At 52.6% G+C, this 15,074-nt stretch carries 15 protein-coding genes; all 15 read left to right on the forward strand.

From position 1 onward, the window contains the following. The first annotated feature begins 20 nt into the window (after window positions 1–20). The 15 genes from tssH to M8Q36_RS16660 all read left to right on the forward strand — a co-directional run bounded on the left by tssH (window position 21) and on the right by M8Q36_RS16660 (window position 14,988). A complete protein-coding gene (gene tssH, locus M8Q36_RS16590; RefSeq protein ID WP_044489630.1) occupies window positions 21–2,639 on the forward strand; it encodes a type VI secretion system ATPase TssH in 2,619 nt (872 codons plus the stop codon). 26 nt (window positions 2,640–2,665) lie between these two features. Further along, complete coding sequence (locus M8Q36_RS16595) at window positions 2,666–4,132, forward strand: serine/threonine protein kinase (protein ID WP_249881605.1); 1,467 nt, start codon at window positions 2,666–2,668, stop codon at window positions 4,130–4,132. 142 nt (window positions 4,133–4,274) lie between these two features. Next, entirely contained in the window at window positions 4,275–4,652 is a 378-nt protein-coding gene (locus M8Q36_RS16600) for a DcrB-related protein (protein ID WP_016495669.1), read from the forward strand. Between the two features lie 60 nt (window positions 4,653–4,712). Next, entirely contained in the window at window positions 4,713–6,968 is a 2,256-nt protein-coding gene (locus M8Q36_RS16605; RefSeq protein ID WP_249881606.1) for a type VI secretion system Vgr family protein, read from the forward strand. Window positions 6,969–6,985: 17 nt separating this feature from the next. After that, window positions 6,986–7,294, forward strand: coding sequence for a hypothetical protein (locus M8Q36_RS16610; RefSeq protein ID WP_249881607.1), 309 nt, complete (start codon window positions 6,986–6,988; stop codon window positions 7,292–7,294). 393 nt (window positions 7,295–7,687) lie between these two features. After that, window positions 7,688–8,143 carry a DUF3592 domain-containing protein gene (locus tag M8Q36_RS16615; protein ID WP_249881608.1) on the forward strand — a complete coding sequence of 152 codons (456 nt, stop codon included), beginning with the start codon at window positions 7,688–7,690 and terminating at the stop codon, window positions 8,141–8,143. A gap of 106 nt (window positions 8,144–8,249) precedes the next feature. Beyond that, complete coding sequence (locus M8Q36_RS16620; RefSeq protein WP_249881609.1) at window positions 8,250–8,618, forward strand: hypothetical protein; 369 nt, start codon at window positions 8,250–8,252, stop codon at window positions 8,616–8,618. A gap of 169 nt (window positions 8,619–8,787) precedes the next feature. Next, a complete protein-coding gene (locus M8Q36_RS16625) occupies window positions 8,788–9,093 on the forward strand; it encodes a hypothetical protein (RefSeq protein WP_249881610.1) in 306 nt (101 codons plus the stop codon). Between the two features lie 30 nt (window positions 9,094–9,123). Beyond that, a complete protein-coding gene (locus M8Q36_RS16630) occupies window positions 9,124–9,498 on the forward strand; it encodes a hypothetical protein (protein WP_249881611.1) in 375 nt (124 codons plus the stop codon). A 22-nt stretch (window positions 9,499–9,520) separates the two neighbouring features. Continuing rightward, window positions 9,521–9,919 carry a hypothetical protein gene (locus M8Q36_RS16635; protein WP_249881612.1) on the forward strand — a complete coding sequence of 133 codons (399 nt, stop codon included), beginning with the start codon at window positions 9,521–9,523 and terminating at the stop codon, window positions 9,917–9,919. Next, on the forward strand, window positions 9,919–10,281 hold the full coding sequence (locus M8Q36_RS16640; protein WP_249881613.1) for a hypothetical protein: 363 nt from the start codon (window positions 9,919–9,921) through the stop codon (window positions 10,279–10,281). The genes M8Q36_RS16635 and M8Q36_RS16640 overlap by 1 nt, the downstream gene beginning before the upstream one ends. An 85-nt stretch (window positions 10,282–10,366) precedes the next feature. Beyond that, entirely contained in the window at window positions 10,367–12,907 is a 2,541-nt protein-coding gene (locus M8Q36_RS16645; protein ID WP_249881614.1) for a DUF2169 family type VI secretion system accessory protein, read from the forward strand. After that, on the forward strand, window positions 12,904–13,989 hold the full coding sequence (locus tag M8Q36_RS16650) for a pentapeptide repeat-containing protein (protein WP_249881615.1): 1,086 nt from the start codon (window positions 12,904–12,906) through the stop codon (window positions 13,987–13,989). The genes M8Q36_RS16645 and M8Q36_RS16650 overlap by 4 nt, the downstream gene beginning before the upstream one ends. Continuing rightward, a complete protein-coding gene (locus M8Q36_RS16655) occupies window positions 13,986–14,591 on the forward strand; it encodes a DUF3540 domain-containing protein (RefSeq protein WP_160269769.1) in 606 nt (201 codons plus the stop codon). The genes M8Q36_RS16650 and M8Q36_RS16655 overlap by 4 nt, the downstream gene beginning before the upstream one ends. Before the next feature lie 4 nt (window positions 14,592–14,595). Next, window positions 14,596–14,988, forward strand: a complete 393-nt coding sequence (locus M8Q36_RS16660) for a DUF4150 domain-containing protein (protein WP_016495682.1) — start codon at window positions 14,596–14,598, stop codon at window positions 14,986–14,988. Window positions 14,989–15,074: the final 86 nt, after the last annotated feature.

Here is a 15,074-nt window from a genome sequence, read left to right on the forward strand (position 1 = left end):
TATGAATAATGGATGAACTCATGTCAGAAATCAGCCGCGCCGTTCTGTTCGGCAAACTCGATACGCTGTTATTTACCTCGCTGGAAAGCGCCACCGCCTTTTGTAAGCTGCGTGGCAACCCGTATGTGGAGCTGGTTCACTGGCTGCATCAACTGATGCAACAGACGGACGGCGATCTGCAACAGGTTATTCGCCACTTTTCGCTGGATGAAGAGGCGCTGACGCGCGATATCGTCGCGGCGCTGGACAAACTGCCGCGCGGCGCAAGTTCGGTTTCCGACTTGTCAGAACACATTGATACCGCCGTTGAACGCGCGTGGGTATATGGCTCGTTAAAATATGGCGTGACGCGCATTCGCGGCGGACACCTGCTGGCCGGGATCCTGAAAACCTGGAGCCTGGCAAACGTGCTGAAAGGCATTTCGCCGCAGTTTGAGCGTATCAGCGCCGATGCGCTGCTGGATAACTTCGATGCCATTTTCGCCAACAGCAAAGAGAGCCAGCAAGTCACCGTGGCGCTGAACGATGACGCGGGCGCAGGCGTACCGCAGCAGCAGGGAACACTGGCGCAGTATGGTCAGGATCTGACCGCGCGTGCGCGCGACGGCAAAATCGACCCGGTAGTGGGGCGCGATGAAGAGATCCGCCAGATGGTGGATATTCTGATGCGTCGCCGCCAGAACAACCCGCTGCTCACCGGTGAAGCGGGCGTGGGTAAAACGGCGGTGGTGGAAGGGCTGGCGCTGCGCATTGCCGCAGGTGATGTGCCGGAGCCGCTGGTGGATGTGCAACTGTGGCTGCTGGATATTGGCATGTTGCAGGCGGGCGCGGGAATGAAGGGCGAGTTTGAAGCGCGTTTACAGTCGCTGATTAACGAAGTGCAATCGAGCCCGACACCGATCATTCTGTTTATCGACGAAATTCACACGCTGATTGGCGCCGGCGGCCAGCAGGGCACGGGCGATGCCGCCAACCTGCTGAAACCGGCGCTGGCGCGTGGTCAGCTTCGCACCATCGGCGCGACCACCTGGGCGGAATACAAAAAATACATTGAGAAAGATCCGGCGCTGACCCGCCGTTTCCAGACCGTACAAGTCGCCGAACCAGACGAAGAAAAAGCCGTTCTGATGCTGCGCAGCACCGTTTCGGCCCTGGAAAAGCACCACCGCGTGCTGCTGCTGGATGAAGCGGTTGTCGCGGCGGTGAAACTCTCGCACCGCTACATTCCGGCGCGCCAGTTGCCGGATAAAGCCGTTGCGCTGCTCGATACCGCCTGTGCGCGCGTCGCGGTAAGCCAAAGTTCTCCGCCGCCGCAGCTGGAAGATTGCCTGCACCGCATCGCCGCGCTGGACGTGGAAGTTGAGATTGCCAACCGTGAAGCGAAAATGGCGACCGGTGAAAGCGATCGCGTGGAAAAATTGCAGGTCGAGCTGGAAAAACTGGCGCAACAACGCGACGAACTGACGGCGCGCTGGGAGCAGGAGCAGGCGCTGGTTGACGCGATTATTGCGCTGCGCGCGCAGCTGCATACTTCGCCGGAAGAGGCGCAGGCCGATTTACGCGCCACGCTGACGCAACAGCAGGCCGAACTACGTGCGCTACAGGGCGACGCGCCACTGCTGTTTACCTCGGTCGATGCCAACGTGGTCGCCGCCGTGGTTTCCGACTGGACCGGCATCCCGCTGGGCCGGATGGTGAAAAACGAAATCGACGCGGTGTTAAAACTGGCCGATACCCTGAACGAACGCGTGATTGGACAGCGCCACGGCCTGGAACTGATTGCCAAACGGGTGCAGACTTCGCGTGCGCGCCTGGACGATCCGAACAAACCGGTGGGCGTCTTTATGTTGTGCGGCCCGTCCGGCGTCGGTAAAACCGAAACCGCGTTGGCGCTGGCGGAGTCGCTGTACGGTGGCGAGCAGAACGTTATCACCATCAACATGAGTGAATTCCAGGAAGCACATACGGTTTCTACGCTGAAAGGCGCGCCTCCGGGCTATGTGGGTTACGGCGAAGGCGGGGTGTTAACTGAAGCGGTGCGCCGCCGTCCTTACAGCGTGGTGCTGCTCGATGAGATCGAAAAAGCCCACCCGGATGTGCATGAAATCTTCTTCCAGGTATTCGATAAAGGCTGGATGGAAGATGGCGAAGGTCGCCATATTGATTTTCGTAACACCATTATTATTCTCACCTCTAACGTCGGGACTGAGCTGATTACCGGCATGTGCGCCGATCCGGAACTGATGCCGGAACCGGACGCCCTGCGCGACGCGCTGCGCCCGCCGCTGTTGCAGGTTTTCCCGCCCGCGCTGCTGGGCCGTTTGCTGGTGGTGCCGTACTACCCGCTCAGCGACGAGATGCTGGCGATGATTGTGCGCCTGCAGCTTAAACGCATTCAGCGCCGCCTGGCGGACAACCACGGGATTGTGTCGGAAGTGGACGACAGCGTGGTGGAACAAATTGTAGCCCGCTGCACGGAAGTCGAATCAGGCGGCCGTATGGTGGACGCCATCCTTACTAATACACTGCTGCCGCTGATGAGCCAGCTATTACTCGACGCCAGCGCGCGCGACGAGCAATATAAGCGCTTACGGGTCACGTTTGAGCAGGGTGAGTTTCACTGTCAGTTTGCGGCGTAAAGCCATTATCAAGAGAGTTTTCCAATATGACGGATCACGATAACAACCGGAGTGTACCGAATGCATTGCCACCGGGATATCGCTTCAACGAGTTTGAAATTTTAGAAGTGATCGGCGGCGGTGGTTTTGGCATCGTCTATCGCGCCAAGGATCACCAGCTTGAGCGAACCATCGCGATTAAAGAGTTTATGCCGTCGTCGCTGGCGGTACGTAATGATGACATGACGCTGGTGCTGCGCAGCGAGCGCTTCAGTAAAGCATTTACCGCCGGGCTGAACAGTTTTATTCAGGAGGCGCGTCTGCTGGCGCGCTTCAACCACCCGAACCTGCTGCACGTGCTGCGCTTCTGGGTGCAGAACGACACCGCCTACATGGGAACGGTGTTTTACAGCGGCACCACGCTTTCCCGCCTGCGTGAAAAGAACCCGACGCTGATTAATGAAGCGTGGATCCGCCGCATGCTGCCGATGCTGCTGGGTGCTATCAAAACCATTCATGACGAAGGCTACCTGCACCGCGATATCTCGCTGGATAACATCCAGATTCAGGATAACGGTCTGCCGGTGTTGCTCGATTTCGGCTCTGCGCGTCGCAGTATTGGCTCGGTTTCCGATGAAACCGAAACCATGCTGCGTCCGGGTTATGCGCCGATTGAACAATACACCGACGACAACGAAAGCGAGCAGGGGCCGTGGACCGATATTTACGCCCTTGGCGCCGTGCTGCACACGCTGATTATTGGCTCACCGCCGCCGGTGAGCGTGGTACGCAGCATTCAGGACACCTATGTTCCGCTGACGCAGCGCGGTTTGCCGGGTTATTCGCACACGCTGTTGCAGGCGGTGGATCGCGCGCTGTCGCTGAAAATGGAAGACCGTCCGCAAACGGTGGATGAATTCGCTGCGCTGATTGAAATGCCGGTCGCCGGGATCGACGACGTCATGAGCGTAAAACAGCCGGGCACCATGCTGGTGCCGGTGGAAGAAACGACAGAAAAAACCGATGCGCTGAGTAGCGTGAAACGTTACAAAGTGCCGGGGCTGGTGGCGGCGGGCGTGATCGTTGGGGTGATTGCGGGGGCGGCGCTGTTTGGCGGGAGTTCCTCGCCGGACACGGCGGCGACGCAGAATGCCAGTAACAGCGATCAGCAGCAGACCACGCAGCAGGCCGCTGAACCGCCGCGCCAGAGCGGGCAGGAGACAACTACCGCACCTGCGGCGACGCCTTCACAAACCACGCAGGCACAAAGCCAGACTACTGCGCCTGCAGTACAAGAGCCGGTTGCGCAGATTTTTGTGCGTATGAACGAGGGTGAAAAACTGACGCTGAACGGCGAAGCGCAGTCTGTTTCTCCGGCCACCAACGGTTTTGCATCACTGAAGCTGCAACCGGGGCGTTACAACCTGGTACTGCAGGGCAACGGTCAGACCCGCAGCCAGACTATTACTATTGGGCAGCCAGGCACCTGGCTTATCAACCCGCAAGCACAATAGTGGTGGTTCCTCCGGGCTGGCGCCCGGCAGCGCGCGGGAAGCCATTCCCGCGCGCGTCATTTTTCACATTGCATGCTGATGCAATGTCTTCTTGTTGCCATAACAACGCTCGTCTCGCTCGTTATATTAAAAAGACAGAACTATGAATTTATTAACACACAGCAATCAGGGTGGCGGTGAATTTACGTTTGTCGTATCGCGAAGTAATGCAAAAGCTGACGATAAAGTTCACGCCCTCGCTGCCCGAAAAACGCGTGAGCTGGAGATGACGCTCATCGATTTTCATCTTGAATCGTCGGAAATGCTGGAAGTGGACGGTTATCCCGCCGTGGAGCTCTTCTACCAGTTCAAAAATGACAACCACGTTATCTTCCAGCGCCAGACGTTAATTTTGCTCGACGATCCCGCCGGGAAAAAAATGGTGAGCTACGTCGGCACCTGCCCTGGCGAATTCAGCGAAGAACATCAAAAGCAATATCAACAAATCATCCAGAGTATTAAATTTCATCGCGCAAAATAGCGCGCAGGTTTTACCGTGCGCTGATTGCCGCTGACAGACATTGAGTAGGGATCTCTCGTTATGCAGAACAGAATCACGGCGACGTTACCCGTCGAGGGTTTACTTTTCTGGAAACTTGCCGGGCGCGAAGCGCTGTCGGAGTCATTTACGCTGGCGCTGACGGTGCTGAGCACCGATGCGCGGGTCGATCGCAGCAAACTGCTGGGTCAATCCGCAACCGTCAATATTCCCACTCAGGGAACGGGTACGCGTTATATCAACGGCAAAATCACCCGCGTGGCGGTGAGCGCCGTTGAACTTTCGGGGACGCGTTACGCGGTGTACCAGCTCACCGTGGAGCCGGATTTGTGGCCGATGAAACGCGACCGTAACCTGCGTATCTTCCAGGGCCAGACTGCGCCGCAGATTGTGAAAACGCTGCTCGGCGAATATCAGGTGAACGTGGAAGATAAGCTGACCGGCAGTTACCGCACCTGGGATTACTGCGTGCAGTACCAGGAATCGAGCCTCGATTTCATCAGCCGTCTGATGGAGCTTGAGGGCATCGCCTACCATTTCCGCCACGAAGCCGACCGCCATGTGCTGGTGCTGACTGACGCGGCGACCGAACATCAGCCCTTCAGCGGCTACGAAACCATTCCGTATCACCAGACGCCGTCCGGCGGCAGCACGGATGAAGAGGGCATCAGCCAGTGGGCGCTGGAGGACAGCGTGACGCCGGGCATTTACAGCCTCGACGATTACGACTTCCGCAAACCGAACGCGTGGCTGTTCCAGGCGCGGCAGAACCCGGCGTCACCGCAGCCGGGCAGCATTGACGTGTACGACTGGCCGGGGCGTTTTGTCGAGCACGGTCACGGGGAGTATTACGCGCGTATCCGCCAGGAACGCTGGCAGGTGGAGCACCAGCAGATTCAGGGCACCGCCACGGCGGTTGGCGTCGCACCGGGAAACACCTTTGCGCTGTATAACGCGCCGTTTTTCAGCGATAACGGCGAGTACCTGACCACCGAAGCGAACTACTTTTTCGAGGAAAACCGCTACGCCAGCGGCTCCGACGGCGAAACGGTGCACCGCATCGATTTCACTGTCATTCCGTCGTCGGTGGTGTTCCGCCCGGCGGCGGTGACGGCGTGGCCGAAAACCTACGGCCCGCAGACGGCGAAAGTGGTCGGCCCGCAGGGCGAAAGCATCTGGACGGATAAATATGGCCGGGTGAAGGTGAAATTCCACTGGGACCGCCTGTCGAAAGGCGATGACACCAGCTCCTGCTGGGTGCGCGTGTCGAGTGCCTGGGCGGGGCAGGGCTTCGGCGGGGTGCAGATCCCGCGCGTGGGCGACGAAGTGGTGATCGACTTTATCAATGGCGACCCGGACCGGCCGATCGTTACCGGGCGAGTCTACAACGAATCCAGCATGCCGCCGTGGACACTGCCGGATGACTCAACGCGCATGGGCTTTATGACCCGCAGTAAAGACGGTAGTAAAGACAACGCCAGCTACCTGTTTTTTGAGGATCGCGCCGGGAGCGAAACTGTCGAGTTGCATTCCGAAAAAGATATGAAAGTCTCGGTGGAAAATGACAAGACGGTCAACATTGACGGCAATCGTACGACGACCATTTTGAAAGAGCAGAAAGACGATGTCACTGGTGACGCCTCGTTTTACTATCGTGCGAAGCGCACGACTACGGTAGATGAAGCGGAAACCACCACCTTCAACAACAGCCAGACGGAAACCATCAAGAATGGGCGTACGCTGAATATCACCAGCGGCGGTGATAAGGTTACGGTAAAAGGTGGACGCAACACGGACGTCGAAGGCACGGAATATCTTCATGTAACGGAGAAAGTTACGGAGAGATTCGCACAGGGACTTGAAACGACAATCGTTGCGGGGGGGAAAAAAGAAACAATTGGTGAGGGGTATAAGTTAACAGTACAAAGCAATGGCTCCTGGCAAAGCATTAATGGTGGTTCTACCGTATATGTAGATGGTGATTCTTATCAGGAGGTTTCTCAAAAAATACATTTAAAAGCACAGCGGATCGTGTTCGATGCACCGTTGGTAGAATATACCCATAAGCAGGAGAAAAGCTTTTGGGAAGAATACTTTACTTATAAACATGCAGCGATGACCGTTAAAATAGCGGATGCCTCATTGACAGGCGTATCTGTCGGGATAAAAGGCCTTCAGTATAATCAAACAGGATTCGATGTTTCTAAAAAACAAGGCAGAACCGAGTTTACATCAGCTTTGAAGTCAGCCTATGCTTCTTTATGTATTATGTCTGCACAGATGACTATGTATTTATGAAAAAAGGAATGAGCAATATGATGGGGATTTTATTAGCGATTGGCATAATTGCTGCGGTTGTTATTATGTGTTTCATTTCTGTTAATAAAACGGAGAAAATAATTCGTGAAGGTCGCCCGATTATGGCCGTGATTGAAAATATCAGACCTGTTTCCACGGATGACTCAGGAAATACAACTGTAGCTTATGTTTTAAATGTTGAAGGGCGTAAAATTGAAGGTCGTGAAAAGATCGATACCTTTTACGCTCCACAGATGCAACCTGGAATGCAAATAAAAATTATGTATGTCGATGATAAACATTATGTTTTTATGTTTGAGAAATAAAATACATTTGATAACAAAAAAGCAAGATGATTATTATTGATTATTCCTGGTTGTTGTTCAGGAGATGTCGAATAATTCATTTGCTTCTATGCCTGGGCGCTAGAATCTAAGAAAATAAAATTGAAAATCTCCTCCCCGCTGGATAAGTTAATTGCCAAAGTGTAAGTGAAAAGGTATGTAACTTCGGACATCTGTGGCGTTCTACCCCCTGCCGGCACCTTGGCCTAAAACGTACTCCCATAGGTGGTGAAAATGATAAAAATAATGTGCAACTATTTTATCTGCCAGAAAATCCGCAACAGATTTATTTGGTCCCTCAAGATATGGAATAACTATTATTGTAAATAGTTAATCGAATCGGTTAGTTGCAAAGATAATCCTGGTTGGCTTTTTTTGAAGGTTGGAGGCTGTAAAGCTAACGGTTTTTCAGTAAGTCAACCATTTTGGACTGTGAAAAATACAAATTATATTGTTTTAATTATTTTAACCATGGCGGCTATCGTGTTTTACTCTCCTGTTTTTACCATCTCACTTATTTTTATTGTTTGCATTGGCATCCTTTTATACTGTTACCATACAGGTGTTGTTCACGATAAATTTAAAAAAGAAGGCGTTAGAACAGAAGCGAAAATTTTAAGTAAGGAGAAAATTGGCGCATCGGGCACGGGAAATACCCGATTTCGCATGGTGGTCGAGTTTACAACTAAAAATGAAACTGTAACCGTTACAACTAAAAGATACTTTACGCCTGAGGATTTAATAAAAATCATGAGGAACAACACTGTTGTGCTTTACTATCTCCCTCAGGATCCTCAACAAGTACTTCTTATGCCGGGCGAAATGGAATAAGTTAGCTGGTTTTTTTGAGTGTGCGTGACTGGTTATACTATTGGGTTGCATTTCAAAAAAATTTAAAGCGTTAATAACAACCACACGGCATGATAAAAAGGTTCAAATGGCAATTTCTTATTTTGTTACTTATCCCTTGCTAGTTATCTTCTTTGGCATTTTTGTTTTCTTTGTCTATAACATCATCATGGCTGGTAGAGGGGCGGTTAAAATTGACCCGACTGATGCGGGGCAGGCGCAGGGTGAGATTGTTAATATCCGTAGCTCAAGTGGCGAGAATTCCGCTTTTATTAATGTGCTCATTCAGGTGCGGTTTATTACCGCCGATCATAAAATCGTTAACACTGAAGGGAAGGCAGTTATTGATGCCGTTAAGGTTTCAGAATATCAAAAAGGAACAAAGCTGCCTCTGACTTACTCAAAGAAAGAACCTAAGAAAATAAAGATTAATATTCCATACCCACTGGATAGATAATTTTCTATAAATAAAAATTATTATTTTTTATAAACCTTGAATTTCAGATAATTAAGTTTGCATTACGCATTTTTTAAAGCTCAACAAAAAATATAATGAGCATCTCTTACTCTTCCGGTCCCATTAGTAGTTTTTCGATATAGATATTTTGCATAATGAGGTAATTCCCATGGAGGCTGTTCTTGTTATCGCACTTGTCGGTGGGTTCGTTTTATATATAGGCAGGCAATGTTATTTAGCGTATCAGACAGATCAGCACGGCAGGCTGCTTAATGCAAAGATTTTGAGCATGCGCTCTACCGGTTCGAATGACGGCGGCAGCACAAACGTTGTCTATGAACTGGCGGTGGATTTCGACGGTGTCGAGCGCATCGTCAAAGGATCGCAAACGATCGATGCCTTTTATTCATACCAGTTAGAGCCTGGCAAACAGATACAAATAAAATATCTCGATGACGAAAATATCTTATTTTAGTACCGTAAATAGACTTCATTCGGGAATGTGATGATGGGTATTGAATACTATTCAAAATATTTTATGTATGGCGGTATTGCTGCTTCGGTCATTGCCAGTCTGATTTTCTTTTTGATGTTCAGAGTGGAAAATAAGAAAAAGGCTGAGATTGATATCTTTCTGACTTGCCATCTTTGGCCTGGAGATATTATCGAAAGCGAAATTATTTCCTGCAAAATCACCGGCGATCGATTTGGTAATGACTTCTTTTATGATATTCGCTTTCACCTGCCGGGCGGTGATCAACTCTACACTGCTAAAACACTGGTGAATATTTCTCAGATGCCATTGATCCAGCCTGGACTGCGAATCAAAGTGAAGAAAGGAAGCGAAGGCCGCTTAGCGGTCATTAAAATTGAGTTTTAGCGAAGATAAGGTATTGCCATTCATGACGGACCTCATTGCAAAAAACCTCACGCTCTTTTCATGGTCTATATTGGCTGTTTTTATTTACCTTTTTATTAAAGGTCTGCGTGAGCCTACCGGCGATGCGAAATTAATCCAGTATCGTGCAACGTTACGTGACTGGTATGGCCCTGAAAAAGAGGGCGTGCTGGAAACATGGGCACCGTTAAAATCAACGCCAAAAGGCGAATATTTTCTATTTCATTTCATCATTGTGATTGATCGGCAAACGCAAAAGAAAAAAGCAGCGGCTTTAATTAATGCCAGTGATATCGAAAGGTTAAAGCCGGGCCTTAAGTTGCGCATAAAATATCAAGGGTTGCTTACAAAGAAAATCGCTGTTGCCGATATTGTTTTTGATGAATCATTTCAGGAAACGTAATGGATTATTTTAAGTATCTGGCTTATCTCTTTCCCGCACTGGTAATTATTGTTTTTATTAAAATCGCGATTCGCGATATAAAAAACAACCGAATAAAAAAGCGCATCGCCAGCGATCCTGTGCATGTCAATGCGCGAATAACTCAGGCCGTGGCGGGAACGCCCGCGCCAAATGGCATCGTCAATATCACCCTGGATTATGAATTTAACGATCATACCGGCAAGGTTTTCACACAACAAAATGTGGTTACCGTGGTGAAAACAATGGAGATGCTTAACTATAAAGCGGGCGAAACCGTTCCGGTCATTTATTTGCGCAGCGATCCTTCGCTCAATAAGGTTAATCTTCCGCGCGTATTTTAAATTCATTAATTATTTCATCGTAAGGCGCTCTTTCCTGACGTTAAAAAAACGCCAACGATACACTTAATCTTCCAAAGGATGTTATATGAAGATTATTAAACCGCTGCGGCTGAGTGTGCTTAATCGCCCATTTCGCCTGCAGGGGCAAAATCACCTGGGTGTTTCTGTTCTCGCGCTGCTGGATATGAGCGCACAACCAAAATTACGTCCTGAAGTCGAGTTGTGGCAACTGGCCGCCAGTGAGCTACAAACCAGCGGCGGCGTGCTGGATATGGCAATGCCAAAAGCGCGCGCCGAATTCCTCGCTACCGGCTTCGCTTATTCGCACCATCATCAGGATAAAACCGCGTGTGCGGTACGCATTGAAATCGGCGAACTCAGTAAAACGCTGGCCGTCACTGGCGATCGCTACTGGGCTGGTTTGCGCCCGACCGCCGCCAAACCTTTTGAACAGATGCGTCTCGACTGGAGCCGCGCTTTCGGGGGCGAAGGTTTTGAGGAAAACCCGCACGGTATCGGTGCGGTGGAAGAAAACCACAACGGCACCCGATTTCGTCGTCTGCCTAATATTGAACTCTTAAATCAGCGTGTCACGTCTCCGCGCGCAAAACCTGAACCAGCCTCTTTCGGCCCGCTGGATCTTCTCTGGCCTCGCCGCTTTCGTCGGATGGGTAAAAATTACGATGCCCGTTGGTTACAGCATGATTTCCCCGGTTTCGCGCCTGATATCGACTGGCGGGTATTTAACGCTGCTAGCCCCGATCAGTGGTGGGAAGAGCGGGATGCGTTACCACCGCAGGCCGCATGGCGCATCTGGAATATGCACCCGGAGCAGCATTTGCAGGAAGGCACGCTGCCGCCGTGGCAGGCGCGCTGCTTTATGCAGCGCCAGCGCGGCGATGAGATCCTGTTTGAAGAGATAGCGCTGCGCGCCACTACGGTGTGGTTTTTCCCGCATCTTGAGCAGATGGTGCTTATCTGGCAGGGCAATCAGCGTATCAATGAAGACGATGCCGCAGACGTTTTGCAACTGATGCCGGCGCTCGAAAAAACCGGTGCTGCCCGTTCGGTCAACCACTATCGCAAAGTCCTTCATCAGCGGCTGGATAAAGAGAAAGGCGCGCTGTTTGCCTTCCGTGAAAAAGATTTGATACCTGAAGAGGTTATCGGCCCGTGGATCGACAGCGAGGTACAGGAAAACCACAGCCCGATGCGCGATAACCAGCAAAACCGCGCCATGCAGCTGCGCGAGCAGCATCGTGCGCGGCTGGAAGCGCAGGGTGCGGACACCGCCGATCTGCTCCAGGAGATGGAGGAGCCCGCACTTCCGAAGCTGGAGGAGTTGCCTGAGTTTATCGAAGAGATGGAGCGCAAAGCCCAGCAAATGCAGGCGCAGGCCGAAACACGCAAGGCCGAGATGGAGGCGCGTTTCCCCCAGATGAATGCGCAGGAAAATCAGCCGCGCGGGCCGGAATCGATGATGCGCATGCAGGATTTACTCGAGCGTAACGCCGACAGCATGAGTGAGAAAAAGCTCAAGCAGAGCCGGGAAGCGCTGCACAAACTCTATCTGATGTCCGCCGCAGAGCAACCACCTGCCATCAAACTGACTGGCGATATCGCGCTGATTATTCGCCAGCGTGCCGAAAGAACAATGGCGCAGGGTGGGGATTTCAGCGGGCTGGATCTGACCGGCGCGGATTTTTCCGGCATGGATCTCCGTGGCGCCAATTTCCGCAATGCACTGCTGGAGTGTGCCAACCTCAGTCAGTGCCAGCTTGACGGCGCTGATTTTAGCCACGCGATGCTGGCGCGCACGGATTTACAGGGTGCCTCGCTTTGCGAATGCAACTTCACCGAAGCAAGTCTTGCGCTGGCGCAGTGCCACCAGACCAATTTCACCGGTGCGCAATTTACAGAATCGGAAATGACCGATGCGCTGTTTGACGCCTGTGATTTCAGCCATGCACGGCTGGAAAACCTGCTGCTGCGTAAAACCGGCTTTAGCCAGTGCGTATTCCATCATGCGACGCTGGATAATTGTGTGTTTATGGAACTTACGCTGCCGCAACCTGACTTCAGCGCGGCAACAATGAATAAAAGCAGTTTTATCCAGTGTGAACTGCAAAGCGCCTCGTTTGCCGGGGCACATCTGGAAGGCTGTTCCTGGGTAGAGAGCCGCCTTGAGCGAGCCCTGTTTCGTGACGCCTCGCTTATCACCTGTGCGGTGGCATCCGGAGGCACGCTGTGCGGTGCAGATTTCAGCGGCGCGCAGCTTAAGCAGAGCAATTTACGCCAGGCGGTACTGACTGACGCCCGTTTCGTTCGTGCGAAGCTCGATAACAGCGATCTCAGCGAGGCGCAATGTGAAGGGGCGGATTTTAGCGGTGCGACGCTAACCGGCAGCCTGTTTATGCGTACTGATTTTCGGCGTGTGCGTTTTACCGACGCCAATTTAATGGGCGCGATGATGCAAAAAAGCCGCCTTGAAGGAGCCGATCTCAGTTTCAGCAATCTGTTTCGCGCCGATCTTTCCCAGTCGCTAGCGGACAGCGCCACGAAATTTGAGGGTGCCTATAACAAACGCGTGAAAACCCTGCCGAAGCGCGACGGGGAGGTGATATGAGTCAGTTAAGTGCCGCTGAGCTGCAGCAAAAAGTGAAAAGCGGCGAGGCCATTATGGAACTCAACCTTGATGGCTGCGATCTGCGCGGATGTGATTTATCCGGCGGGATTTTTCAGGAGGTGTCTTTCGAAGGGGCCAACCTGCAAGGTTGCAATCTGCAGGAGAGCGTCTTTACCGAATGCCAGCTCGCAGGCACCGTGCTTACAGCGGCACACCTCGAAGAGACCGTGTTTAACCAGTGCGATGTAGCCGCGGCGAATTTCAGTAATACCTCGCTGCTGCGTTGCGTATTCAACGAATGCACATTGACCGGCTGCGACTTCTCGCAGTCAACTTTTGACAGCACACAGTTCATGCGCAGCCCGCTGAATAACAGTCTTTTTACCGCTGCGCGTTTAGAACGTTCGACCCTGTTTGAGTGTCCGCTTGAAGGGGCGAAACTCAATCATTGCCATAACCTGCTGACCACGTACTTCGGTATTGATCTGCGCGATACGGATCTCAGCGGGAGCCAGTTTGAACGGGCGGTGTTTTTTAACTGCGACCAGCGCGGCAAAAACTATGCGCAGCATCAGTTCACCGGCTGTCAGTTTACCGATAACCAGCTTGATGGCGCTGATTTTAGCGGGGCGCAGCTCACCCAGTGCAATTTCAAAGGCGCATCGCTCAGACAAGCGCGACTGAACAACGTTAATGCCACGCAGGCGCTGTTTATGCAGGCCGATTTGAGCGGCGCGCACGCCCACGGCAGCCTGTTCGATCAGGCGATTTTTGTCGGCGCGACATTACAGCAGGCCAGTTTTAAACAGAGCCGTTTTTTCCAGAGCATCCTGCAACACGTTGCGGCCCGGCAGGTCGATTTCACCCTGTGTGATTTTACCTATGCCGATTTCAGCGGCGCGGAGGTGTGCGAAGCCGATTTTCGCGGTGCGACATTCTCACGCAGCCGTTTTCATCGCGCGCGGCAAGAGGGCGCGCGCTTTGCCGATCGCAAAGGCATTCTTGAGTACGACGAAGAGTTACTGGCGGCGGAGGCCTGGACCGCCGAACGCCACAGCAGAATTTACGGAGACCTGCAATGAACAACCTCAATCAACCTTTGACTCTCGCCACGCTGCCCGGCGGCCAGTTTTCCGCACGCGTCACCCACTGTTTTGACGATGGCAGCCTGATGGTCGAATGCGACGGGCGCGGCTGGCACTGCCGCCGGGCAGTAAGCTGCGTGATTGCACCGCAGGCGGGCGATACGGTGCTGATAAGCGCGGTCGATAACCAGATGTGGCTACTCGCCGTGCTGGAGCGCGGTAACGAAGACGCCACTGAGCTTAGTGTGCCGGGTGACTTGCGTATCACAAGCCAGGGCGCGTTAACCCTTAGCAGCGATGCGCTGAATGTCAGTGCGGCGAAAGGCGATTGCCATATCAGCGAGATGAACTACAGCGGCGACAAGATTTCCGCGTGGGTTACGCTTTCGCGCATTGTTGGCAAACGCGCGGAATCCGTCTGGCAGACGGTCACGCAGATGAGCCAGCACCTGTTTCGCACCACCCGGCAGACCGAGCATGTGCGCGCCGGGCAACTGGATATGAAAGCGGAAGATTATCTGCGTATGCACGCGCAAAACACGGTGATCACCTCGAAAGCGATCACTAAAGTCGATTCTGAACAGATCCATATGGGGTAATTCGATGTTTGCAAACTGCCAGTTGATGGGGGTTGATCTCGCATTTCCGGATGTCTGCCTGACGCCGATGCCTGCTCCGACACCGATCCCGTACCCGGATATCGCGCTGGGACCAACCGCGATACCGAACGCGCTCAATATTCTGTTTATGGGCATGCCCGCACACAATATGGCGACCATTACACCGCTGACTAATGGCGATAACCCGGGCGTGGCGACGGGTGTCGCTTCCGGCACGGTGATGGGGCCATCGCGCCACCTGACCGGCGCATTCACCGTGCTGCTTAAAGGTACACCGGCCACGCGCTTAACCAGCGTCAGCCTGCAAAACTCCACCAATGCCATTGGCATGCGCATTGTGCCAAGCCAGTTCAAAGTATTAATGCTGGCACCGTAACGGCACACGCAACGCACAGTCATTTTCCACCTAAAAAAACGAACGCACAGGCAACAGCAAGTGCGCTTTCCGGTGATTGATTTTTA

This window comes from Kosakonia sp. R1.Fl (assembly GCF_023516815.1).
Lineage (GTDB): Bacteria > Pseudomonadota > Gammaproteobacteria > Enterobacterales > Enterobacteriaceae > Kosakonia.

Coding starts and splice junctions, on each gene's coding strand:
- tssH (WP_044489630.1), top strand. CDS start 21: ATGTCAGAAATCAGCCGCGCCGTTCTGTTCGGCAAACTCGATACGCTG.
- M8Q36_RS16595 (WP_249881605.1), top strand. CDS start 2,666: ATGACGGATCACGATAACAACCGGAGTGTACCGAATGCATTGCCACCG.
- M8Q36_RS16600 (WP_016495669.1), top strand. CDS start 4,275: ATGAATTTATTAACACACAGCAATCAGGGTGGCGGTGAATTTACGTTT.
- M8Q36_RS16605 (WP_249881606.1), top strand. CDS start 4,713: ATGCAGAACAGAATCACGGCGACGTTACCCGTCGAGGGTTTACTTTTC.
- M8Q36_RS16610 (WP_249881607.1), top strand. CDS start 6,986: ATGATGGGGATTTTATTAGCGATTGGCATAATTGCTGCGGTTGTTATT.
- M8Q36_RS16620 (WP_249881609.1), top strand. CDS start 8,250: ATGGCAATTTCTTATTTTGTTACTTATCCCTTGCTAGTTATCTTCTTT.
- M8Q36_RS16625 (WP_249881610.1), top strand. CDS start 8,788: ATGGAGGCTGTTCTTGTTATCGCACTTGTCGGTGGGTTCGTTTTATAT.
- M8Q36_RS16630 (WP_249881611.1), top strand. CDS start 9,124: ATGATGGGTATTGAATACTATTCAAAATATTTTATGTATGGCGGTATT.
- M8Q36_RS16635 (WP_249881612.1), top strand. CDS start 9,521: ATGACGGACCTCATTGCAAAAAACCTCACGCTCTTTTCATGGTCTATA.
- M8Q36_RS16640 (WP_249881613.1), top strand. CDS start 9,919: ATGGATTATTTTAAGTATCTGGCTTATCTCTTTCCCGCACTGGTAATT.
- M8Q36_RS16645 (WP_249881614.1), top strand. CDS start 10,367: ATGAAGATTATTAAACCGCTGCGGCTGAGTGTGCTTAATCGCCCATTT.
- M8Q36_RS16650 (WP_249881615.1), top strand. CDS start 12,904: ATGAGTCAGTTAAGTGCCGCTGAGCTGCAGCAAAAAGTGAAAAGCGGC.
- M8Q36_RS16655 (WP_160269769.1), top strand. CDS start 13,986: ATGAACAACCTCAATCAACCTTTGACTCTCGCCACGCTGCCCGGCGGC.
- M8Q36_RS16660 (WP_016495682.1), top strand. CDS start 14,596: ATGTTTGCAAACTGCCAGTTGATGGGGGTTGATCTCGCATTTCCGGAT.